At 67.1% G+C, this 23,027-nt stretch carries 18 protein-coding genes; 4 read left to right on the top strand and 14 right to left on the bottom strand.

Features of this window, described 5'->3' with window-relative positions:
- Nucleotides 1-18: 18 nt before the first annotated feature.
- Nucleotides 19-2,127: a TonB-dependent receptor gene (locus C1926_RS12965; RefSeq protein WP_254057263.1), complete on the bottom strand. Its 2,109-nt coding sequence runs from the start codon at nucleotides 2,125-2,127 to the stop codon at nucleotides 19-21.
- A gap of 205 nt (nucleotides 2,128-2,332) precedes the next feature.
- On the opposite strand from C1926_RS12965, the gene C1926_RS12970 reads away from it, so the two are divergent.
- Nucleotides 2,333-3,190 carry an endonuclease/exonuclease/phosphatase family protein gene (locus C1926_RS12970; protein WP_108759467.1) on the top strand — a complete coding sequence of 286 codons (858 nt, stop codon included), beginning with the start codon at nucleotides 2,333-2,335 and terminating at the stop codon, nucleotides 3,188-3,190.
- Nucleotides 3,191-3,257: 67 nt separating this feature from the next.
- On the opposite strand, the gene C1926_RS12975 is transcribed toward C1926_RS12970, so the two are convergent.
- The 6 genes from C1926_RS12975 to C1926_RS13000 all read right to left on the bottom strand — a co-directional run bounded on the left by C1926_RS12975 (nucleotide 3,258) and on the right by C1926_RS13000 (nucleotide 11,081).
- A complete protein-coding gene (locus C1926_RS12975; RefSeq protein ID WP_108746495.1) occupies nucleotides 3,258-4,679 on the bottom strand; it encodes an efflux transporter outer membrane subunit in 1,422 nt (473 codons plus the stop codon).
- On the bottom strand, nucleotides 4,673-5,410 hold the full coding sequence (locus tag C1926_RS12980; protein WP_079221536.1) for an SDR family oxidoreductase: 738 nt from the start codon (nucleotides 5,408-5,410) through the stop codon (nucleotides 4,673-4,675). Before C1926_RS12980 ends, C1926_RS12975 begins: the two co-directional genes overlap by 7 nt.
- 63 nt (nucleotides 5,411-5,473) lie before the next feature.
- Nucleotides 5,474-8,644 carry a multidrug efflux RND transporter permease subunit gene (locus C1926_RS12985; protein ID WP_108759468.1) on the bottom strand — a complete coding sequence of 1,057 codons (3,171 nt, stop codon included), beginning with the start codon at nucleotides 8,642-8,644 and terminating at the stop codon, nucleotides 5,474-5,476.
- A gap of 127 nt (nucleotides 8,645-8,771) precedes the next feature.
- Nucleotides 8,772-9,995 (bottom strand): efflux RND transporter periplasmic adaptor subunit, encoded by a 1,224-nt coding sequence (locus tag C1926_RS12990; RefSeq protein ID WP_174208682.1) that lies wholly within the window; start codon nucleotides 9,993-9,995, stop codon nucleotides 8,772-8,774.
- A 91-nt stretch (nucleotides 9,996-10,086) separates the two neighbouring features.
- Nucleotides 10,087-10,857, bottom strand: coding sequence for an SDR family NAD(P)-dependent oxidoreductase (locus C1926_RS12995; protein ID WP_079221533.1), 771 nt, complete (start codon nucleotides 10,855-10,857; stop codon nucleotides 10,087-10,089).
- Nucleotides 10,854-11,081, bottom strand: coding sequence for a hypothetical protein (locus tag C1926_RS13000; RefSeq protein WP_108746491.1), 228 nt, complete (start codon nucleotides 11,079-11,081; stop codon nucleotides 10,854-10,856). The genes C1926_RS12995 and C1926_RS13000 overlap by 4 nt, the downstream gene beginning before the upstream one ends.
- 146 nt (nucleotides 11,082-11,227) lie before the next feature.
- Here C1926_RS13000 and C1926_RS13005 point away from each other — a divergent pair, with 146 nt between their 5' ends.
- Nucleotides 11,228-12,256, top strand: a complete 1,029-nt coding sequence (locus C1926_RS13005; RefSeq protein ID WP_108746490.1) for a LysR family transcriptional regulator — start codon at nucleotides 11,228-11,230, stop codon at nucleotides 12,254-12,256.
- A 119-nt stretch (nucleotides 12,257-12,375) separates the two neighbouring features.
- On the opposite strand, the gene C1926_RS13010 is transcribed toward C1926_RS13005, so the two are convergent.
- Entirely contained in the window at nucleotides 12,376-13,266 is an 891-nt protein-coding gene (locus C1926_RS13010) for a LysR family transcriptional regulator (RefSeq protein WP_108759469.1), read from the bottom strand.
- A 117-nt stretch (nucleotides 13,267-13,383) separates the two neighbouring features.
- Between C1926_RS13010 and C1926_RS13015 the strand changes: the two genes are divergently transcribed.
- On the top strand, nucleotides 13,384-14,109 hold the full coding sequence (locus tag C1926_RS13015; protein WP_108759470.1) for an SDR family oxidoreductase: 726 nt from the start codon (nucleotides 13,384-13,386) through the stop codon (nucleotides 14,107-14,109).
- Nucleotides 14,110-14,314: 205 nt separating this feature from the next.
- Here C1926_RS13015 and C1926_RS13020 read toward each other — a convergent pair whose 3' ends face one another.
- Nucleotides 14,315-15,010 carry an OmpA family protein gene (locus C1926_RS13020; RefSeq protein WP_079221528.1) on the bottom strand — a complete coding sequence of 232 codons (696 nt, stop codon included), beginning with the start codon at nucleotides 15,008-15,010 and terminating at the stop codon, nucleotides 14,315-14,317.
- Between the two features lie 138 nt (nucleotides 15,011-15,148).
- A complete protein-coding gene (locus C1926_RS13025) occupies nucleotides 15,149-16,564 on the bottom strand; it encodes a deoxyribodipyrimidine photo-lyase (protein WP_108760696.1) in 1,416 nt (471 codons plus the stop codon).
- 109 nt (nucleotides 16,565-16,673) lie between these two features.
- On the opposite strand from C1926_RS13025, the gene C1926_RS13030 reads away from it, so the two are divergent.
- Nucleotides 16,674-17,258, top strand: a complete 585-nt coding sequence (locus tag C1926_RS13030; protein WP_108759471.1) for an SMI1/KNR4 family protein — start codon at nucleotides 16,674-16,676, stop codon at nucleotides 17,256-17,258.
- Between the two features lie 19 nt (nucleotides 17,259-17,277).
- Here C1926_RS13030 and C1926_RS13035 read toward each other — a convergent pair whose 3' ends face one another.
- Genes C1926_RS13035 through C1926_RS13050 form a run of 4 tightly spaced genes read right to left on the bottom strand, consistent with a single transcriptional unit; the run spans nucleotide 17,278 to nucleotide 22,944 of the window.
- Nucleotides 17,278-17,892, bottom strand: a complete 615-nt coding sequence (locus C1926_RS13035) for an inorganic diphosphatase (RefSeq protein ID WP_108759472.1) — start codon at nucleotides 17,890-17,892, stop codon at nucleotides 17,278-17,280.
- An 11-nt stretch (nucleotides 17,893-17,903) separates the two neighbouring features.
- A complete protein-coding gene (locus C1926_RS13040; RefSeq protein ID WP_254057412.1) occupies nucleotides 17,904-19,253 on the bottom strand; it encodes a metallophosphoesterase family protein in 1,350 nt (449 codons plus the stop codon).
- Between the two features lie 11 nt (nucleotides 19,254-19,264).
- Nucleotides 19,265-20,386, bottom strand: coding sequence for a phytase (locus tag C1926_RS13045; RefSeq protein WP_108759474.1), 1,122 nt, complete (start codon nucleotides 20,384-20,386; stop codon nucleotides 19,265-19,267).
- Nucleotides 20,386-22,944 (bottom strand): TonB-dependent receptor, encoded by a 2,559-nt coding sequence (locus tag C1926_RS13050; RefSeq protein WP_108760697.1) that lies wholly within the window; start codon nucleotides 22,942-22,944, stop codon nucleotides 20,386-20,388. Before C1926_RS13050 ends, C1926_RS13045 begins: the two co-directional genes overlap by 1 nt.
- Nucleotides 22,945-23,027 lie beyond the last annotated feature (83 nt).

Consider the following 23,027-nt stretch of genomic DNA (forward strand, 5'->3'; position numbering starts at 1 on the left):
CTGCCCGCACGGCCCGCCTCAGAAATCCAGGCTGTAACCCAGCGTCACCGTCCGCCCACGCCCGGCGAAGTACCGCGCCGGTTCGATCAGCGCGCTCTGCGAGTAGTAGGTGATGTACTGGCGGTCGAGCAGGTTGGCGATGCCCAGGTTCACCTTGCCCTTGGCGAGCCGGTAGTCAACGCCAAGGTCGAACAGCGCGTAGCCGCTGAATTCCTTGGCGGCCTCGTCGAAGTTGCGGCTGAAGGCGTACTGCCCCTGCACGAAGGTCGACAGCTCCGGCGTCCACTGCGCCGACCAGGTCGCGATGACGCGGTTCGGTGCGATGTTCAGGCCATCCAGCCGCGCGTCGAGCCGGCCATCTGCATTGCTGTCGTAGCGCCCGCGGGTCCAGGCATAGGACAGCCCCAGCCCGTGGGCATCATTCAACCGATAGCGCACGCTCGCATCGAGGCCCTCGATGGCGGTCTTTTCGCGGGCGAGCTGGAACGCGCCGTCGACCGCGATCACGCGCGTGCCGTACTCCGAGCGTGACTGGAATGCACTGGCCTCGGCTTCCCACGACGGCGAGCGGTAGCGCACACCGATCTCGCTGTTGCGGGTCAGCAGCGGCTGCAGCGAGCGCAGCGATTCCACGTTGGTGCCCGGCGTGTTGATCGAGCGCAGCACGCGGCCGACGTCGGGCATGCCGAAGCCTTCGGAATAGCTGGCGAAGGTGTTGAAGCGCTCGGTTGGCGCGTACACCAGGCCGATGTTGCGCAGGTTCTGCTGGAACTTCAGCTTGCCGCCCTGCACCGCCACGCGGTTGTAGCGGTACAGCGTGGTGTAGCTGTCGATGCGCAGGTCGGCCTCTTCGCGGCGCCAGCCACCCTGCACGGTCAGCTGCGGCAGCAGTTTGTAGTCGGCCTGCACGAAGCCGGCCACGCTGCTGTAGCGCGAATCGGGCACGTAGGTGCGGCCGGTGCCGTACAGGTCCTGCTTGCCGCTGTCGCGCAGCGTGTCCACGCCGGCGGTGATCTTCAGGTCGCCACCGAGCAGGTCATCGCGGCCAAGGCTGGTCTTGCTGCCCCACTTGGAAGCGGTCGAGCGCGACTGGTCGTACAACGTCCCGACCGGCGCGATGCGCGGGTCCTGGAAGGTGGACGAGTTGTCCGCGCCGAACAGGCCTTCGAACTCCTGGTTGAACACCATCGCCTTCAGCTCCATGCCGGCCAGGTCGTGGTGGGTGTAGCTGAGGCCGGTGGTCCAGGCATCGTTCCAGGCCGGCGTGCCCGGCGGCGTGCCGCGCACCGAGGTGGTGGCAATGCCCAGATCGCGGTTGCCGGCCACCGGTACGTACTCGGCCTTGGATTTGATGCGGTAGCGGTTGCTGCTGAACTGCAGCTCCTGGTTGTCGTCGATCCAGTAGCCCAGCTTGGCGTGCAGGTCGTAGGCACGGGTGGACATCAGGTCGCCCTGGGTGACGTCCACGCCGATCGGCGTGACCTCGCCATCCACCCACAGGCCCTGGTCTTCATAGCCGGCGCCGACGAGATAATCCCACTTTCCCTTGCTGCCGCTGATGCGGTAATCGGCGCGGTAACCCGTGGTTTCACCGCGCACTTCAGAGGTCGGCAGCGTCGTCTGCACGCCGAAGTGCTGGTTGACCGCACCCGGTTCCGGGCGCCGGGTGATGAGGTTGATGGTGCCGCCGGTAGCGCCCAGGCCGTTCATGGCGTTGGCGCCCTGGATCACCTCGATGCGCTCGACCAGCGCGTAGTCGATCGTATGCGCCTCGCGGCCGGTGGGGCGCAGCGGGTTCGACTGCGGGATGCCATCGACCAGGATCAGCGGCGTGCGCCCGCGCAGGGTCTCGCCACTGCCGTTCATCTTGCCGCGGCTGGGCGTGTACGACGGCAGCAGGCTGGACAGCACATCGGACGAATTGCTGCTGAGGCGCAGCTGCTGCTCGATCTGCTCCTTGCCGATGATCACCACCGTCTGCGGCGCGGTGGCGGCGTCCTGGCCGGTACGCGAGGCCGTTACGATGACCTTGTCCAGCGTCTGCGGCGCGGGCGGGGCCTGCTCGGCGTGGGCGTGGGCGCAGACCAGCAACGAAATGGCGACCGTCAGCCGCGAATATCTCAGCACGTGAACTCCTCTTGGGGGGAGGGCGTGGCGATATGGCTGGCCCGGAACAGGGGCGTATCTTTCCCGACGTGTCCGGATGCGTCAAATCGTGCCGCGGACCCGCGGCGGCCCGCTCCGCGCCAGCCACCCATCCCGGCACACCCCCTGCCCTGCGTTCCGTGGCATGCTCCGTGAAACCGTTTTCATGGAATGGAGGGATTCCACGATGTTGTCGCGTCTTCGCCGGCCCGCACTGTGCGCGCTGCTGGCCCTTGCTCTGCCTGCCGCTGCCTGGGCAGCGCAACCGCCCGCCCCGCTGAAGGTGATGTCCTTCAATGTGCGCACCCCCGCCGATACCGAACCGGGCAAGCGCTGGGACGACCGTCGCGATGTGATGGTCAAGGTCATCCTCGATGCGCACCCGGCCGTGGTCGGCACCCAAGAACTGGTGCAGGAACAGGCCACCTACCTGGCCGCCCATCTGCCCGGCTACCGCTGGTTCGGTGAAGGCCGCCGCGGTGGCGAGGGCGATGAGCACATGGGCGTGTTCTACGACAGCAAGGTGCTGGCGATCGAGGAATCCGGCAACTTCTGGCTGTCCGATACCCCGGACGTGCCCGGCAGCATCACCTGGGGCAACCTGTACCCGCGCATGGTCACCTGGGCGCTGTTCCGCCGCCTGGACGATGGCCGCCGCTTCTACTTCATGGACACCCACCTGCCCTACCGCGACGAGGACGAGCCGCGCCGGATCAAGGGCGCCGAGCTGATCGCCAAACGCCTGGATACGCTGCCCGCCGACCTGCCGGTGGTGCTGACCGGTGATTTCAACACCGAGCCGGGCAGCGAAACCTACAAGGCCTTCACCCGCGTGCTGCAGGACACCCGTACGCAGGTGAAGGCGCCGAAGGGCCCGCGCGAAACCTTCCACGATTTCACCGGCAAGGCCACCGTGCAGCTGGACTGGGTGCTGGTGCGCGGCTTCCATGCCCGCAGCTTCACCACCGATGACCGCCGCATCAGCGGCGTGCTGCCGTCGGACCACTTCCCGCTGGTGGTTGAGCTGGACTGGCCGAAGCGCTGACGGCCGCAGACAACAAGGGGACGGATGCCTGCGCATCCGTCCCCTCGTCGTTGTTGCAGTCCCGCGGTTACTGCGCCTGCGCCACGCTCGGCGCCTGCGGCGACTGCCCCCAGCCGCCCAGGGCCTTGTAGACACCCACCACGCTGACGTTGACCTCTGCCTCGGCCGCGGCCAGTGCATCGTCGGCGGCCAGCTGCGTGCGCTGCGCATCCAGCAGGGTCAGGAAGTCCTCCGAGCCCTCGCGGAAGCGGATCTGCGCCAGCGACTCGGCACGCCGTGCCGCCTGCGCCTGCTCGACCACGATGGCCAGCCGCGCCTGCTGCTTGGAGTAGCGGGTCAGCGCGTTCTCGGTGTCTTCCAGCGCCAGCAGCACGGCCTGTTCGTACTGCGCGGCCACGCCTTCGGCCTCGGCCTTGCTGGCACGCAGGCGCGCACGCACGGTGCCGAAATCGAACGCGGCCCAGCTCAGCGAGGGCGTCAGCGACCAGGCCTTGTTGTTGCCGTTGACCAGGCCGCTGGCATCGCCGCCGAGGAAGCCGACGAAACCGGACAGCGACAGCCGCGGGAACAGATCGGCCGTGGCCACGCCCACTCGCGCAGTGGCAGCGGCCAGGCGACGTTCGGCCACGCGCACGTCGGCGCGCTGGCGCAGCAGTTCGCGGGTGTCACCCAGCGGCAACGCCTTGGCGAACGCCGGCACATCCTGCGGCGCCAGCATCGCGGTCAGCACTTCCGGACGCTGGCCCAGCAGCACCGCCAGGCGGTTGCGCGACTGTGCCTCGGACACTTCCAGCAGCGGGATGTCGGCCTCGATCGCCTTCAGGCGGGCGCGGCTGCTCTGCACATCCAGCTCGCTGCCGGCGCCCAGTTCCCAGCGCGCCTCGGTCAGCTTCTGCGTATCGCGCAGGTTTTCCAGGGTGTGCTGGGCCACCGCGATGCGCTTCTGCGTGCCACGCAGCTCGAAGTAGTTGCGCGCCACTTCGGCGGCGACCAGCACCTGGGCATCGGCCAGGTTTGCCTGCTCGGCACCGAGATCGGCGCGTGCGGCTTCTGCAGCGCGGCGCTTGCGGCCGAACAGATCCAGCTCCCAGCCGGCGTCGAAGCCGAGCTGGTAGCTTTCACTGAACACCCGCTGCCCACCCAGCTGCGGATCAGGTTGCTTGCGGCGATCGTAGCTGCCGCCAGCGGTGACATGCGGGGCCTGGTCGAAGCGGCTTTCGACGAACACCGCACGGGCCTGGCTGACGCGGGCCACAGCCACGCGCAGGTCGAGGTTTTCCGACAGTGCGCCGTGCACCAGTTCTTCCAGCACCGGATCATCGAACTGCGCCCACCAGCTGGCCACCGGCGAGGCGGTGCTGAACACCGCCTGCTGTGCGCCCTGCAGGACCACCGGCTCCTGCGCCGGGGCCTTGTAGTTGGGGCCGACGCTGACACACCCTGCCAGCACCAAGCTGGAGATGGCCATCGCCAACGTGCGGATCACCATGGCAGCACCTCACCCAGGTAGGTGAAGCTGCCGCTGGCACCGGCTTCGCCGATCAGCGCCATTTCCACGCTGGAACGCGCGCCTTCGCTGATCTCGATCTCGCCGTTGCCACCGTTCATGTCGGTCTTCACGTAGCCCGGATGCACGGTGTTGACCTTGATCGGGGTGTTGCGCAGCTCGTACGCCAGCGCCAGGGTCCAGCTGTTCACGGCCGCCTTGGACGCGTTGTACGCGGGGACCTTGAAATCGTAGATGCCCGAGTTCGGATCGGCATGCAGGGTCTGCGAGCCGAGCATGCTGGACACGTTGACGATGCGGCCGGACTTGGCCTGCTTGACCAGCGGCAGGAACGCCTGGGTGACCGCAACCAGCGCGTAGACGTTGGTGTCGAAGGTGCGGTGCCAGGTCTCCAGCGACTGCTCGGACGGTGCCTGCGCCGGGTTCTCGATCATGATGCCGGCGTTGTTGACCAGGATGTCCAGGCGGCCGTGGCGCTGGCGCACCTGCTCGACCGCTTCGGCGATGCTGGCAGCATCGGTCACGTCCAGCTGGATGGCTTCCACCGGCAGGCCTTCGCCCTGCAGCAGCAGTGCCTGCTCCACCGCGGTCTCGCGCTTGCGGCCGGCCAGCAGCGTGTGCACGCCGGCCTGGGCCAGCTGGCGCACGGTTTCCAAACCGATGCCACGGGTGGCGCCGGTGACCAGTGCAATCTTGTTCTGATGGGTGTTCATGGATTCACGCCTTGGTTTGGGGGAAGCGGTCGCCAGCCAATGCCGGCGACCTCGGGGTGCATGTCAGTGGTGAATGGTGGGCTCGCCGTGCTGCACCAGCTGGCCACCGCCATTGCGGGTGACGAACTTGCGCAGGGCCACGTAGAACACCGGGGTCAGGAACAGGCCGAACAGGGTCACGCCCAGCATGCCGGCAAACACCGTGATGCCGGTGACAGAGCGCACTTCGGCGCCTGCACCATGGGACAGGACCAGCGGCACGGTGCCGGCGATGAACGCGATGGAGGTCATCACGATCGGGCGCAGGCGCAGGCGGCAGGCTTCCAGGGCCGATTCAACGATGCCCTTGCCGCCCATCTCCAGCTCTCTGGCAAATTCGACGATCAGGATCGCGTTCTTGCACGCCAGGCCCATCAGCACCACCAGGCCGACCTGCACGAACACGTTGTTGTCGCCGCCGGTCATCCACACACCGAACAGGGCCGACAGCAGGGTCATCGGCACGATCAGGATCACCGCCAGCGGCAGCGACCAGCTTTCGTACAGCGCTGCCAGCACCAGGAAGGCCAGCATGATCGCCACCGGGAACACGATGAAGGCGGCCTTGCCCTGGGTGGCCTGCTGGTAGCTCAGGTCGGTCCATTCGGTGGTCATGCCCACCGGCAGCACCTTGTCGGCGATCTCGGTCAGCTTGTTCATCGCTTCGGCCGAGGACAGCAGGCGCGGATCGGCCTCACCGGCCAGATCGGCCGCCGGGTAACCGTTGAAGCGCAGCACCGGGTCCGGGCCGAAGGTCTGCTTGATGGTGACCATCGAACCAATCGGCACCATCTCGCCGCGGTCATTGCGGGTACGCAGCTTGCCGATGTCTTCGACGCTCTCGCGGAACGGGCCGTCGGCCTGGGCGATTACCTGCCAGGTACGACCGAACTGGTTGAAGTCGTTGACGTAGGCCGAACCGAGGTAGGTCTGCAGGGTGTCGAACAGCTCGGTGAGCTGCACGCCCTGGGCCTTGGCTTTCACGCGATCCACTTCCGCATCCAGCTGCGGCACGTTGGCCTGGTAGCTGGAAATCGGGAAGGCCATGCCCGGGGTCTGCGCAACGGCACCCTGCATCGACTGCACGGCATTCTGCAGCGCGCCGTAACCCAGGTTGCCACGGTCCTCGATGAACATCTGGTAGCCGTTGCCGTTACCCAGGCCGAGGATCGGCGGCGGCATCAGGGCGAAAGCAAAGCCTTCCTGCAGGCCGGCGATCTTCTGGTTGATCTCCGCATTGATCTGCGCGGCGGTACGGCCATGACGCTCGTTGAACGGCTTGAGCGGAATGAATGCCACGCCGGTGTTGGGCGTATTGGTGAACTGCAGCGCGTTGAGGCCCGGGAAGGAAATGGTGTGGGCGACGCCATCGGTTTCCTGGGCGATCTTGGCGACCTTGCGCAGCATTTCATCGGTACGCGCGATCGACGAACCCTCCGGCAGCTTCACGCCGGCGATCAGGTACAGCTTGTCCTGGGTCGGGATGAAGCCCGGCGGCACCAGCTTGAAGATCACGCCGGTACCGACCAGCAGGATCGCGTAGACCACGAACACCGCACCGCGACGGCCGAGGATCTTCGACACGCCACGCTCGTACTTCTCCGAGCTGGACTTGAAGAAGCGGTTGAACGGACGGAACACCCAGCCGAACAGGCGGTCGATGATGCGCGTCGGCGCATCCTTGGCGGCGTCATGCGGCTTCAGCAGGCGCGCGGCCAGGGCCGGCGACAGGGTCAGCGAGTTGATGGCCGAGATCACCGTGGAGATGGCGATGGTGACGGCGAACTGCTTGTAGAACTGGCCGGTGACGCCGGACAGGAAGGCCATCGGCACGAACACGGCGCACAGCACCAGCGCGATCGCGATGATCGGGCCGGACACTTCGCGCATGGCCTGGTGGGCCGCAGCCAGCGGGGTGAGGCCTTCCTCGATGTTGCGTTCAACGTTTTCCACGACCACGATCGCGTCGTCGACCACGATGCCGATCGCCAGCACCAGGCCGAACAGGCTCAGCGTGTTGATCGAGAAGCCCAGCAGGTACAGCGCGGCAAAGGTACCCACCACCGACACCGGCACGGCGATCAGCGGAATGATCGAGGCACGCCAGGTCTGCAGGAACAGGATCACCACCAGCACCACCAGGGCGATGGCTTCGAGCAGGGTGGACACCACGGCCTTGATCGAATCGCGCACGAAGATGGTGGTGTCATACACCGCTTCGTACTTCACGTCGGCAGGCATGGTCTTCTGCATCTCGTCCATGGTGCCGATGACCGCATCACGGATCTCAAGCGCATTGGCACCCGGCGACTGGAAGATACCGATGCCGACCGCGTTCTTGCCATCCAGCTGCGAACGCAGGGTGTAGTCGCCGGCGCCCAGTTCCACGCGGGCCACATCGGACAGGCGCACGATCTCGCCATCGGTGCCGCTCTTGAGCACGATGTCGCCGAATTCCTTTTCGCTCTTCAACCGGCCCTGGGCATTGATCAGAGTCAGGAACTGGCTGTTGGGCAGCGGCTCGGCACCGAGCTGGCCCGCCGAAACCTGCACGTTCTGCTCGCGCATGGCGCGCACCACGTCGCTGGCGGTCAGGCCACGCGAGGCCACCTTGTCCGGGTCCAGCCAGGCGCGCATGGCGTAGTCACCGCCACCGAAGATCTGCGCATCGCCCACGCCCGGGATACGGGCCAGCGCGTCCTTGACGTGCAGGCGGGCGTAGTTGCGCAGGTACAGGGTGTCGTACTTGCCATTGGGCGAGGTCAGGTGCACCACCATCAGGAACGTCGGCGACTGCTTCTGGGTGGTCACACCCTGCCGGCGCACGTCCTCGGGCAGGCGCGCCTGCGCCTGCGCCACGCGGTTCTGCACCTTCACCGCCGCTGCGTCCGGGTCGGTGCCCGGGCGGAAGGTGACGGTCATCTGCAGCACGCCATCGGAGCCGGCCACCGACTTGAGGTACATCATGCCCTCGACGCCGTTGATCGCCTCTTCCAGCGGGGTGGCCACGGTTTCAGCGATGACCTTGGGGTTGGCGCCCGGGTAGACCGTGCGCACGACCACCGAGGGCGGCACCACTTCGGGGTACTCGCCGATCGGCAGCAACGGGATCGAGATCAGGCCAGCGGCGAAGATCACGATCGACAGCACCGCCGCGAAGATCGGCCTGTCGATGAAGAAACGGGAAAAGTCCATGGAGGAATTCCTGGGAAATGCCGCCGACGGGCAACAGCCGCCCTGCCCCTCGTCAAAATGACGAAGGCAGGGAAGGCTGTCGCTGGCGCCGACAGCTAAGCGGAAACTTGGATCAGGAGACGGCGGATCAGTGGTTCAGGGCGGCGGTGGCATCGCGGCCCGGTGCGGGCGCCGGCGAGGGCTGCATCGCCACCGCCTTGGCCTGCACCGGCATGCCCGGCATGAAGACCTTCTGCACGCCGTCGATGATGACCTTGTCACCGGCGGCCAGGCCGCTCTGGACGATGCGCAGGCCTTCGGCGGTGCGGCCGAGCTGGATGTCGCGGCGCTGGGCCTTGCCATCCTTGTCGACCACGTACACGTACTTGCGGTCCTGGTCGGTCAGCACGGCCTTGTCGTCGATCAGCATGGCCTGGAACTGGCCGCTGCCCAGCAGCTGCACGCGGGCGAACAGGCCCGGGGTGAACTGGCGGTCGGCGTTGTCCAGCAGTGCGCGGACGCGGATGGTGCCGGTGCTGCGGGCCACCTGGTTGTCGAGGAAATCGACCTTGCCGGTGTGCGGGTAACCCTCTTCACCGGACAGGCCGACCTTCACCGGCAGCTCGCTGTCACGCTCGCTCGGGCGCTCGCCCTTGCGGGCCATCTGGGCGTAGCGCAGGAAGGTGCTTTCGTCGGCATCGAAGTACACGAACACCGTATCCAGCGAGACCAGCGTGGTCAGCACGCTGGCGCTGTCGCCGGCGGTGACCAGGTTGCCGGCGGTGACCATCGCGCGGCCGGCACGGCCGTCGATGGGCGCGCGCACCTTGGTGAATTCCAGGTTGAGGCGCGCGGCATCCAATGCTGCCTGTGCAGCCTGCACCGCTGCACCGGACTGGTCAGCCGCAGCGCGACGCTGCTCGGCGGTCTCGGTGGAGATGGCCTGCTGCTCGGACAGGCGCTTGGCGCGCTCGGACTCGCTGCGGGCCAGGCTGGCCTGGGTGCGGGCACGGGCCAGTTCGGCGGCGGCGCGATCGTACTCGGCCTGGTAGCTGCGGGCGTCGATGGTGAACAGGACAGCGCCCTTCTTCACTTCTTCGCCTTCAACGTAATTGACCTTGTCGATGTAGCCGGACACGCGCGGGCGCAGCTCGACGCTCTGCACGGCCTCGACGCGGCCGCTGAACTCGTCCCACTGGCTGATCGGCTTGACCAGCACCGGGGCGGCACTGACCTGCGGCGGCGGCGGTGCGCCGGCCTCTTCGGCATGGCCGCCACTGCAGGCGGCCAGCACCGCGGCTGCGAGGATCGACACGCCGGCCATCGCCAGGCGATGGCTGAAACGGTGTGAGGTGGTGTTGGGGGAAGTCATGGCATGCATCCGTACGGAAGGGGTGGTACAGCGTAGGAATCGAAGATCGGTAAAGCGGCGGCGTAGCCTGCGACCTCAACGATGGTTGAGGTCAAGCAACGCCTGCGGTGTCGCGCCACAGCGGTGGCAGGTCGAGGTTCAACAGGCCGCGCGGCAGTTCCGCATCGCTGTTGTCGCAGCGGACGATGGCGCGGTTGTCGCGGCATCCATCCAGCAGGGACACCACGCGGCGGCCGACCAGCAGCGAGCTCGGCCACTCGATGCAGGCATTGGCCGCATTGGCCGGCGTGCAGACCGGGCTGCACACTTCCAGCATCTGCGCACGCACACCCAGCGCCTGCGCTTCCTGGTGCACCACCTGCGCGTACATGCGCAGCGCAGCGGTGGTGATGGAGGTTTCACCGTAGCCCGCCCAGGGCTTGGCACCGGCGGGGCTGCCGATCATCACGTAGCGGCGGGCATGCGGGTTGTCCTGCAGCAGTGGCAGCAGGTGGCGCACCGCATGGGCGTGCGGCATCAGGTCGGCCTGCATCGCACCCAGCAGCGCATCGCCGCTGCGGTCGATGACACGGCCGCGGTTGTACGGACCGCCCATCGCCGCGACCACCGCGGCCAGCGGGCGCGGACGCTGCGCCACGCGTTCGGCCAGCACCTTTGCCGAGCCGTCGTCACTGAGCGAGCCCAGCATCGTCTGCAGGCCCGGCTCATCGGCGAACTGCTCGTGCAGTGCCGCCAGTCGGCCCGGGTCGCGCCCCACCACCAGGACCGGACTGCCGGCCTCCAGCAGGGCGCCGACCACGCCCTGGCCGACGGCACCGGTGCCGCCGAGAACCAGGACTTCGGGCGTCAGAATCCCATTCACGGGACATTTCCTCCCAAATCCGGGATAGTCCCAATTCGGCGCAGTCGATCGCCCTGCTGGGCGGACAGGCGGATCGAGCTGCCGCGCTGGTTACGCATGGGCGCGGTAAACTCCCGGAAATCCTTGTGTACCAAGGAACTGGGGCGGGCTTCGACGGTCATTGCCAGGTCCAGAGCGTTCTGGCCGGCACGCCGGAAGTGGGCAAGAATGTTGCGCAGGCTCATGGGGGACGAGCTCCATTTCACGAATGGCGCCACGATAGACCTCAAACCTTTACTTGATTAGTCCGGATTAAGGGGAATAATCATCCCGTCCCCGGTCCAATCGTTCTGTCACGATTGTCCCATCCCCGCCGTCCAGGATCCCGACCATGTCCCACGATCTCAACGAGACGCTGATCTTCGTCAAGGTGGTCGAGCAAGGCAGCTTCATTGCCGCTGCCAAATCGCTCGGCCTGCCCAAGACCACGGTCAGCCGCAAAGTGCAGGAGCTGGAAACGCGCCTGGGCGCGCGCCTGCTGCACCGGACCACGCGCCGCCTCGGCCTGACCGAAGCCGGTTCGATCTATCACGAGCACTGCCAGCGCATCGCGCGCGAACTGGAAGAAGCCGAGAGCGCGGTGAGCCAGCTGCAGTCCGGCCCGCGTGGCTGGCTGCGTTTCACCGTGCCCTACTCCATCGGCATTACCTGGATCGCGCCGCTGCTGGGCCAGTTCCACGCGCAGTACCCGGAAATCCGCCTGGACATGCACCTGGGCAACGAGAAGCTGGACCTGATTGCAGGCGAGGCCGATCTTGCCCTGCGCGTGGGTGCCCTGCCCGATTCCAACCTGGTTGCGCGCAAGCTGGGCAGCCTGCGCACGCAGGTGTTTGCCAGCCCGGCCTACATCGAACGCTACGGCGAACCGCTGCACCCGGAGGAACTGCAGTTCCACCGCATCCTGGCCATGCGCAAGCCGTACCACACCGGCAACTCGCCGCGCTTCACCTGGCAGCTGGGCGAGAACGGTGGCGAGCTGCGCGATTTCCCGGTGACGCCACTGATGACCGCCAACGACATGTCGGCGTTGAACGGCGCGCTGGTGTGCGGCGAAGGCCTGCTGCTGACCGGCGACGTGATGGCCAAGCCGTTCGTCGAATCGGGCATGGTGCGCCGCGTTCTGGCCGGCTGGACCGGGCCGGAAGTGGACTTCAACGCGGTGTTTGCCGGCGGCCGCCTGGTCTCGCCGAAGGTGCGTGCCTTCGTCGATTTCCTGGTGGAGAAGCTCAACTTCGACGCCAACTACATGCTGGCGCAGTGCCCGGCGGCGAAGCTGGCACGGCAGCAGCAGGAAAAGGAAGATGCCGCGCTGGAAAACAGCGGCAAGCGCATCCTCGAGAAGGTCACTGCTGCGGCATGACCGACGCATCCACGCATGGCGTGGATCTACTGCTCGACTGCTTTTGTAGAGTCGAGCCATGCTCGACTGCTTGAAAACCCGAATGCGGGAGAGCAGGAGCAGTCGAGCATGGCTCGACGCTACAAGCCGGAGAGCACGTGCTCGACCAGCGCGCGCAGCTTTGGTTCGGCTTGGCGGCGGCTCGGGTAGTACAGGAAGAAGCCCGCGAAACGCGGGCAGTACGGCTCCAGCAGCGGCACCAGTTCGCCGCGCTGCAGCCACGGCCGCCAGGTCTCTTCCATGCCGATGGCGATGCCCGCGCCGGCCACCGCCAGGCGCGCCATCACGCCCATGTCGTTGCTGGTGATTTCCGGCTGCACATCGACACTGAACTCCCGTCCGCGCTCTTCGAATTCCCAGCGATACGGCGCCTTGCCCGGCGCACTGCGCCAACCGATGCAGCGATGATCGGCCAGCTCGCGCGGATGCGTGGGCAGCGCATGCTGATCGCGGTATGCCGGCGCGCACACCACCAGCTGCCGCTGCCGTGCCGACACCGGTACCGCCACCATGTCCTGGGCGATGACTTCGCCCAGGCGCACGCCGGCATCGAAGCCCGCACCGACGATGTCGAATTCCTCGTCGCTCACCGTGATGTCCAGCTGCAGCGCCGGATGCCGCGCCGCGAAGCTGGCCAGCATCGGCCCGCCCAGAAAGGCTTCTGCGATGGAGGACACCGCGAGCCGCAGTTGCCCGGATACGGCAGCCTGGCGCCGCTGGGTCGCCTCCAGCGCGGTATCCAGTTCTGCCAGCGCCGGCCGCACCGAGGACAGCAGCGCCTGCCCTGCATCGGTCAGGTTGACGCTGCGCGTGGTGCGCAGGACCAGGGCGATGCCCAGCGCCTGTTCCAGCTTGCTGATCGTCTGGCTGACCGCAGAACGGGTCACGCCCAGCTGCTCGGCGGCCCCGGTGAAGCTGCGGCATTCGGCCACCCGCTGGAACACCGCAAGGGCATTGAGATCGACGGACATTGGTTAGCAGTCCTTAACAGGCTGATCGGCAATAGGCATCTTATCGCGACAACGTGGGGGATCTACCGTGGCGGCACCGGGTCCAGACCGACCCTTTCCCCGTCCAGGAGTCCTGCCATGAGCCTTTCCCGAACCATCCTCATCACCGGCGCATCCAGTGGCATCGGTGCCGGCATCGCCCGCGCACTGGCCCAGCCGGGCGCGCGCCTTGTGCTCGGCGCACGCCGCCTCGACCGGCTGCAGGCACTCGCCGACGAACTGCGCGGACAAGGTGCGCAGGTGCGGGTGCAGGCGCTGGACGTGACCCAGCGCGCGCAGGTCGAAGCGTTCGCTGCGATGGCGCTGGCGGAGTTCGGCAGTATCGACGTGATCGTCAACAACGCCGGCGTCATGCCGCTCTCGCCGATGGCCTCGCTGAAGGTGGACGAGTGGGACCGGATGATCGACGTCAACATCCGCGGCGTGCTGCACGGCATCGCCGCCGTGCTGCCGCACATGCAGGCGCGTGGCCAGGGCCAGATCATCAACATCGCCTCGATCGGTGCGCTGTCGGTGGTGCCGACGGCAGCGGTGTACTGCGCGACCAAGTACGCCGTGCGCGCGATCTCCGAGGGCCTGCGCCAGGAGCATCGCGACCTGCGGGTGACCTGCATCCACCCGGGCGTGGTGGAAAGCGAGCTGGCCGACACCATCACCGACCCGGTCGCCGCGGAGGCGATGGTGCAGTACCGCGCCATCGCGCTGCAGCCTGATGCGATCGGCCGCGCAGTGCGGTTCGCGATCGAGCAGCCGGGCGACGTGGACGTGAACGAGATCGTGGTGCGGCCGACGGCAGCGGGGTGATGTGTAGACGCTCTTGTAGTGGTCGAGCTTGCTCGACCGCTTTTTGTAGAGTCGAGCCATGCTCGACTGCTTTTACGGAGTCGAGCATGGCTCGACTCTACAAAGGCCAGAGCGTGCAGAGCAAGGCTCGGCACCTACAAAAAATGCCGCCTGCAAGGGCGGCATTTTTGTTCCGGCGGTGCCGGAACAGCAGTAACGCTGCGCGTTACTGCTTGAGCGGAATCACACGGATTTCCACGCGACGATTCTGCGCGCGGCCGGCGTCGGTGCTGTTGTCGGCAATCGGATAGGCCTTGCCGGCGCCCAGGGTTTCAATGCGCACCTGCTGCACGCCCTGGCCGACCAGATACTGGGCCACCGAATCCGCGCGCTCCTTCGACAGGCGGTTGTTCACCGCGTCGCTGCCGATGCTGTCGGTGTGGCCGACCACTTCGATCATGGTCTGGTTGTACTCGTTCAGCGTGCTGGCAACACCGTTGAGCGAGCCGTAGAACTGCGGCTTCAGCGCCGACTTGCCGAAATCGAAGGTGATGCCGTCCGGCAGGTTCAGGGTGATGTTGTCGCCCTGGCGCTGCACGTCAATGCCGGTGTTGGCGGTGCGCTCACGCAGGGCGCGCTCCTGGCGATCCTGGTAGTTGCCGATGGCCGCGCCACTCAGCGCGCCGATGCCGGCGCCGACCAGTGCGTGCTGGCGACGTTCGGTGGCACTGTTGCCGCTCAGCAGGCCAGCGGCCACGCCGACGGCGGTACCGATCAGGGCGCCACGACCGGTGCGGTTCTGCTGTTCGGTCGGGTTGCCGTACTGGTCACTCTGCACATAGGAGCCGCCGGTGGCGCACGCCGTCAGCGCGGCAGCGGTCATCAGGGCCAGGGCGACGTTGCGGGTGGTGTTGCGGATCATGGTGGTCTCCTTGGATGCCGGCCGGTGCGGCGTGCGAACGACCCGGAGGATATACAGCCCGGCGCGATGCCGGGATGATGGATGTGAAGGCCGGACGTGCTGCATTCAGCTTTCTGAGCCGGCCTTCATCGGCGGCCTTTACGCGCCGCCCGTGCTCCGGTAGGCCGCCAGCGCGGCGTCGCGGCCTGCAGCCAGGTCCACCAGCGGGGTGCGCGGGTAGCCCGGCGCCTTGTCGGCAAGCAGCAGCGGATGCTGCCACGGCGCGAAGCGCGCCTTGACCGGCAGCGCCGCCAGTTCCGGCACCCAGCGGGTGATGTAACGGGCCTGCGGATCGAACTTCTCAGCCTGGGTAACCGGATTGAACACGCGGAAATACGGCGCCGCGTCGGCCCCGGTGCCCGCCACCCACTGCCAGCCCATCGTATTGTTGGCCAGGTCGGCATCGACCAGCGTGTCCCAGAACCAGCGCGCGCCGTGCAGCCAGTGCGCGCGCAGGTGCTTGCACAGGTAGCTCGCAACGATCATCCGCACCCGGTTGTGCATGTAACCGGTATGCCACAGCTCGCGCAGGCCGGCATCAACGATCGGCACGCCGGTGTTGCCACGCTGCCAGTCGCGCAGCTGCGCGCCACTGGGGTTGGCCCAGGGGAAGCGATCAAAGCGCGGGTTGAGGTTCTCGTTCGGCGTCTTCGGGAAGTGGTGCAGCAGGTGATAGGCGAAATCACGCCAGCCGAGCTGGCGCAGGTAGCCGTCGATATCGGCATCGGTGCCGGCACTGCGCAGGCCTTCCAGCGCATGGGCGATGCGCCACGGTGCGATCTCACCAAAATGCAGGTGCGGCGACATCCGCGAGGTGCCTACACGGTCCGGCAGGTCACGCTGCTCGCGGTACCCGCGCAGGGCACCATCCTCGAACACCGACAACGCCTCCAGCGCACCCGCTTCGCCGGGCTGCCAGTGCTCCCAGAAGCCGGTGTCCCAGTCCAGCGCCGGCGCCAGCTGCAGTTCCTCCAGCGCGAGGCTGGCGACGCCGTGCGATGCCAGCTTCTTCGGCGCGGGTTGCAGCGCAGGCAGGCGCCAGTGGCTGAGCACGTTGCGCCAGTAGGGGGTGAACACCTTGTACGGCTGCCCCTGCTGGGTGGCGACATCCCACGGCTCGAACAGCAGGCTGCCGTTGCAGCTCTGCGCATCAACGCCCTGCTCGCGCAGGGTGCGCTTGATGCTGGCGTCGCGCGGCTGGGTGGCCGGCTCGTACTTGCGGTTCCAGTACACCGCCTCGGCGCCGGTCTCTTCGATCAGCGCCTTCAGCGTGTCCAGGCTGTCGCCGCTGCGCAGCACCAGGGCCGAACCGCGCGCGCGCAGGTCGGCATCCAGCGCCGCCAGCGAGCGATGGCGCCAGGCATCCGACGCTGCGCCAGGCACCCATTCGCCCTCTTCCTGCGGCGCATGGATGTAGACCGGCACCACCTCGTGGCCGGCATCGAGCGCGGCCTGCAGGGCCGGATTTTCCTGCAGCCGCAGATCGCGGCGGAACCACACCAACGCTACCGACACGTGCATCGCCTTCGTTCTGGATGGCGCACATGATAGCCAGCGGCGGTGAAGGCATTGCACGCAGGACCATCTGCTAGGCTGCCGGGCCCGTTACCGGAACAACGACGCCATGGATGACCTGCACGCTGCCTTCGCCCGTTTCGGCCCGTTGCAGGCCCAGGACGGACAGGACTGGGACGGTCCCTTCCCGCTGCCGCCAGAGCTGGCGCGTTTCTACGCGCAGGTCGGGCCGCTGGGGCGCGAGATCAATACCAAGGTCGGCCATGCCGGCATCACCATTCCCGGTCTTGAGGTGTGGGTGCCGCCGCTGCAGCGTCTGTGGCGCCACCAGGCGGGGTATCGCTGGAACGGCATCAGCGGCGAGCCGATCGACAGCTGGCCGTCGAACTGGCTGGTGATTGCCGATCGCGGCGCCGATCCGTTCATCCTCGACCTGGATGACGGCCGCGTGTTGTTCAGCCACCACGGCGCCGGTCTGCTGGAGGCCGGTGAGATCGCCACGGATGTGCCGACCCTGATGGCAGCGCTGGCGGCGGCCGGCACGGCGTATATGGAGGCCGGCGACGATCTCTACAACGATGACGACGACGGCGGCATCCGCGCCGAGCACCAGGAAGCGGCCGTGCAGGCGGTGGCCCGGGTGCTGGGCGACCGCCTGCAGGCCGAGTCGTTCATCGAGACGTTACTGGGCTGAATCCACGCATGGCGTGGATCTACTTTTCGAAGCGCTTCATCGCCTCGCTGATCAGCGCGCGGGCCTCAGCGGCATTGCCCCAGCCGTTGAGCTGCACCGGGTTGCGGCCGGCCGGCAGGTCCTTGTAGACCCGGAAGAACGCTTCGATGCGCTGCCGTTCGATCTCAGGCAGATCGGACAGGTCGCGGATGTTGGCGTAGGTCGGGTCGACCTTGTCGGTGGGCACGCCGATCACCTTCTCGTCGTGCTCGCCGCCATCGATCATCTTCAGGTAGCCGATCGGACGGAAGCGCACGATCACGCCGGGGTGCAGCGGTTCGCGGGTCAACACCAGCGCATCCAGCGGATCGTTGTCACCGGCCAGCGTGCGCGGCATCGAGCCATAGTTGGCCGGATAGGCCACCGGCATCGACTGGAAGCGATCCACATGCACCAGGCCGTCTTCCTTGATCTCGTACTTGGTGAAGCTGCCGGCCGGGATCTCCACCGCCAGGTTCACTTCGGCCGGGGCCTGCTTCGGCTGCGCCGCCAGGAACGGGTGCAGCACGCTGTCGGCGGCGGTCACGGCACCGGCCACCAGCAGCAGGGCTGCGCCCAAGGCGGCCAGCGGGGCGATGCGTCGAGATGCATTCATGCGGTCACTCCTCATTCCCAGCAACGGTCGGCACGGCCCTTGGCGGTCTGCGCACGCGGGCAGTCGCGCGGGGCGATGCGATCTTCGCGCAGTTCCACCCGCTGCTTGCCGCCAGCGGCGTCGCGGCGCAGCTCGAAGGCATCGTACAACCGGCCGGTGACGGTGCGGGCTTCGTAGCGCAGGTGCTGCGGGTCGATCTTCAGCACCTGGAACAGCTGGGTGTCCTCGGCCACCGGGTCCATCGTCCGGCGTGCCTCGTCGGACAGGCGGTACTGCTTCGGGCCGGCCACCGTCACCACGTACTGCGGCGTGGCGGCCTGCCCTTCGCCGCGGCGGCCGTAGGTGTGGTCGTGGCCCTGCAGCACCAGGTCGACGTTGTGGCGGCGGATCACCGGCAGCAGCACGTCGCGGAGCGCCGCGTTCTCGCGGCCTTCGCGCGGCGAATAGAACGGCTGGTGCAGCAGCACGATGGTCCACGGGTGCGGGTTGTTGGCCAGCACCTTGTCCAGCCACTGCGCCTGCGCCTTGGCCGTACCCAGGTCGAGTGCGGACGTGCCATCGAGCACGGCCACGCGCACGTCCTGCACGTCGAACCAGTAGGTGCTGCTGGCCGCGGCGGCGGCGCCGTTGCCCGGCAGCGCGAACGTCACCGGCCAGTGCTTGCCCAGCACGCGGCGTTCCTGCGGGGTGTCCTCGAACTCTTCGAAGTACTCGTGGTTGCCGATGGCCGGGGCCACCAGGGTTTCCTGCGCCAGCCAGCTGGTAGCGGTGAACCACTCGCCCCACTCGCTGTCATCGGCGCCGTCGCCACCGCTGACCAGATCACCGGCGAACAGGCTCATGCGTGCCTCCGGTGCGGTCTTCTGCGCGGCACGAACGACGCGGCTGACATGGCTGAGGTTCTTGTTCTGGGTATCGCCGAAGTACAGCAGGGTCAGCGGCTCGCCGGCCTTGCCCAGCGTGCGCAGCTGGTTCCAGGCACTCCAGCTGCCATTGCCCTGCACGCGGTACACATACAGGGTGTCCGGCGTAAGGCCCTCGACTTCGGCGCGATGGTGGTGCGATACGCCGTTCTCGGTCTTCAGTTCCTGGGTCTTCGCGCGCACCTGGCGGATGCCCTCGATGGCCGGCGAATCACCGGCCAGAGCGATTTCCAGCAGCGGCGCCTGCACGCTGCCATCGGTACGCCAGGCCACGGCGAAGCCCTGGCTGGGGTCGACCGACGGCGAGGCGACGATGCGGTCGGGCACGGTGGTGGCCGCATAGTGATGGCTGCCCACCGGCACCTGGGTATTCGGTTCGGCGGCGGCAAAGCCCAGCGCAGGAACCGCCAGCAGCAGGCCCAGCGCGAGGGCATTCATGCAACGACGGCTCATGCGCCACACTCCAGCGGCAGCGACAGCTGTTTGGCGATGGCCTCCCAGTCGAAGGCGACCACGCCCTGGTCGTCATGCACGGCATACAGCGCGCCATGCGGGAAGCGCGGGCTCGGCTGCTGCATCATCCAGATGCCATCGGTGTTGGCCACGGTATTGCCCTGGAAGGCACCCACCGGCTTCAACGTATGGCGGTCGAACAGGTGGAACACGCTGCGCTGCTTGCCCTGCTCGGTGGTAATCCACCAGCCGTCCTTGCCGCAGGTGCGCAGCATCACGCCTTCGGCCTGCGCCTTGAACACATCGCGGCCAAAGGTGGTGCCGGTGAAACGGCCAGCCAGCGTGTAGACCTTGAACTCGCTGGCGTAGCTTTCGTCTTCCTCGGCGATCAGCAGGCGATCGTTGGCCGGGTCGCCCCAGATCGACTCGACCACGCGCAGTGCGCCGGCCTCGCTGGTATCGCCGATGCTGGCCGCCAGGGTCGCTTGAACCTTGGCGCCATCGCGGGTGACGTGGTACTGGCGCACGCGCTTGTCCAGCTCGGCCAGCGGCGGCAGGATGTCCTTGCCCTGTGCATCCTCGCCGTTGTCCCACGAATCGGTGACGTACACGCTGTAGCCATCGGCACGGCGGTCGACCCACAGGCCATACGGCTTGCGCAGGTCGTCGGCACCGAACACCGCCAGCGGGGTGAAATCGGGCAGCGAGAACACCTGCACGCGATGGTTGTCACGTTCGACGATCCACAGCAGGTCGTCGGTCACCGAGATGCCGTTGGGGCGGTCGAACTGGCCCAGCGCGGTGCCGGCGGTGCCGACGTCACGCAGGTGCTGGCCGTTGCTGCCGTCGTACACCACCAGCTTGTCGGTGGCCTTGGCGGTGGCGATCAGCCAGGTCTTGCCGTCCGGCGCCTTCCACGCAGCGGGCGAGTCGATGTTGTCGTCCGGGGTCATCGGGCTGAGGAACGCCTCGGCGATGGTCGACACCGAGCGCGCGGCCTCAGCCGGTGCCTTCGCGGCGGCGTCGGTATCGGCACCGGCCGGAGCCTCCGCAGGCGTGCAGCCGGCGGCAAGGCAGGCAGCCATCGCGGCGGCCAGCAGGGTCATGCCACGCGCCATCACAGGGCCACCTTCAGGCCGATGGCGTAGGTGCGGCCGTACTCTTCCATCTGCAGGGTGCGCGAACGGGTGCCCTGGTACAGCTCCAGCGGCTTGTCGAGCAGGTTCTGCGCTTCGAAGTACATGCTGATGCGCGGGGTGAACTTGTAATCCAGCGAGAAGTCGAGCTGGGTGTTGGGCGCGACGTAGATGTCGAACGCGCGGCCCGCACCAACGGTGTCCAGGTACTCGCTGCGGTAGACCGCGGCCAGGCGCGTGCTCAGGCCGTACTTCTCGTAGCCGATGTGCGCGCTGTACACGTGCTTGGAAGCGCGCGGCAGCATGAAGTCCTCGCCCTCGCGGCCGTCGATGCCTGCATCGAACCTGGTATCCAGCCAGGTGCCGCTGGCACCGACCAGCAGGCCGTCCAGCGCGCCGGGCAGGAATGCCAGCTGCTGCTGCCAATTGAACTCGGCACCGCGCACGGTGGCCTTGCGGCCATTGATCGGGCGGGTCACGTCGAGGCCGTCGTAGGCCGGATCATTCTGGCTCACGGTCTCCACGATGTAGCCGTCAATGGACTTGTGGAACAGGCCCAGCGAGACGATGCCGGTGGTGCCGATGTACTTCTCGACCGACAGGTCGATGTTCTTCGATTCGTAGGGATCCAGCTGCGGGTTGCCCAGGCGCAGCTCTTCGTCACCGGCGTTCAGCGCGCGGCGCGGCGAGATGTCACCGAAGGACGGGCGCGAGACCGTCTTGTTGGCCGAGGCGCGCAGCACCCAGTCGTCGGCCGCGTCGTAGCGCAGGTGCAGGCCCGGCAGCACGTTGGTGTAGCTGCGGTTGGCCTGCACCGGGTTGACGGTGTAGCCGTCATCGTCGTCCAGCTCGACACTATTGCCCGTGGCCTTGAAGCGGGTGTTTTCCACGCGCACGCCACCGATGATGCGCAGCGCACCGATGTCCCAGGTGCCCATCGCGTAGCTGGCGAAGATGTCTTCGCTGGCGGTGTAGTCCTCTTCCAGCGAGGTGGCGGCGTTGCCGGCAACGTCCTGCGGGCGGGCGGTGTAACGGCTGCCATTCTGCGCCCAGTAGCGGCGCATGGCCGCCGAGCTCATGCCCTGCCCCATCACGCCGTGGCGGTGTTCCGGGTCGGCGGCGGTCCAGGTGGTCAGGTCGATGTCCGGGCCGCGGCGCAGCTCGCTTTCGTCCACGTTGACATCACGGTCGCGCCAGCGGCCCAGCAGGCCGAACTTGATGCTGCTGCTGTCGCCGTCGAAGCGCACGTTGACCTGCGCGCTGCGCTCTTCGTCGTTGACCTGCTTGGGCGAGATCACGAAGCGGTCGAACGCGTAGTTCGCGTTGTCCATCCAGTCGTTGCTGCTGAGCGTGTAGGTCGGCAGGCGGCTGCGCTGATCCAGGGTGCCGGACATGTCGTCGGCATCCAGTTCGAAGCGCGCCTCCATCTCATCGTTGACGCGCTCTTCGGTACGGGTGTAACCGATCTTGTAATCGACCACCGCGTTGGTCAGCTTGTTCTCGCCGCCCAGGCTGGCAGCAAAGGTGTTTTCCTTCTTGGTGCGGTAGCGCATGCGCTTCTGGATCGCATCCGACGGCAGGTCGTCCAGGCGGAACTGGTCGGTGCCGGTGGCGACCATGTCGGCGTCGTCGAAGTTGTAGATCACGCGCTGGCGCGTTTCGGCATCGTCGAACTGGCTGTACAGGGTGCGCAGGTAGTACTTGCTGTCCTCGTCCGGGCGCCAGTCCATGTTGAGGTTGGCACCGATGCGCTTGCGCTCGATCTCGTACTTGCGGTTCTGCAGGTTGATCGCGGTGACATCGCCCGGAGCGGCATCCTTCTCACCGTCGTACTCGACTTCAGTGTTTTCCGACTCGAACTTGCGGTTCTGGTAGTTCACGCCCAGCGCCACGCCGAAGGTGTCGGCGAACACTTCGCTGTAGTTGAACGAGGCCTTCGGACTGGTCTCGCCGGACAGCTGCTGGTGGCTGGCTTCGATCTTGCCACGCAGGCTGCGGCCGTCGCGGTCGAAGGCCGAGGCCGATTCAACCAGCACCGCGCCGCCGATGGCATCACCGGGCATGTCCGGGGTGGGCGACTTGACCACGCGCAGGCGCTCGGTCGAATCGGAGGGAATGACGTCCAGCGGTGCAGCACGACTGGAATCTTCCGGGGTACCCACGGCGATGCCATCGATGCTGACGCTGTTGAGGTTGGCATCCAGGCCGCGGATGACCACGAAACGGCCTTCGCCCTGGTCGCGGGTCACGCTGATGCCCGGCAGGCGCTGCAGCGATTCGGCGACGTTCTTGTCCGGGTACTGGCCCAGGGCATCGGAGGACACGGCGTCTTCGATGGCGTCGCTGCTGCGCTTGAGGTCGACCGCGCGGATCTGCGATTCGAGCTGGGCGCGCACTTCGATGCGGTCCAGGTCGACGGCATCGGCGGCAACCGCGCCGGTGGCGGCCAAGGCCTGCTGCCCGGCGGCCTGCAGCGGTGCTGCGGCCCCCAGCGCCAGGGTCACGGTGATGGCCATGGCCAGCGGAGTCTTGATGTGCACGGTGGAGTCCCATACCTGTGAAGAATGGGTCTGCACGGTATGTCCGCAAGATTGCATGGCGGTGACACTGTTCAGCACATTCA

The organism is Stenotrophomonas sp. ZAC14A_NAIMI4_1 (genome assembly GCF_003086915.1).
Lineage (GTDB): Bacteria > Pseudomonadota > Gammaproteobacteria > Xanthomonadales > Xanthomonadaceae > Stenotrophomonas.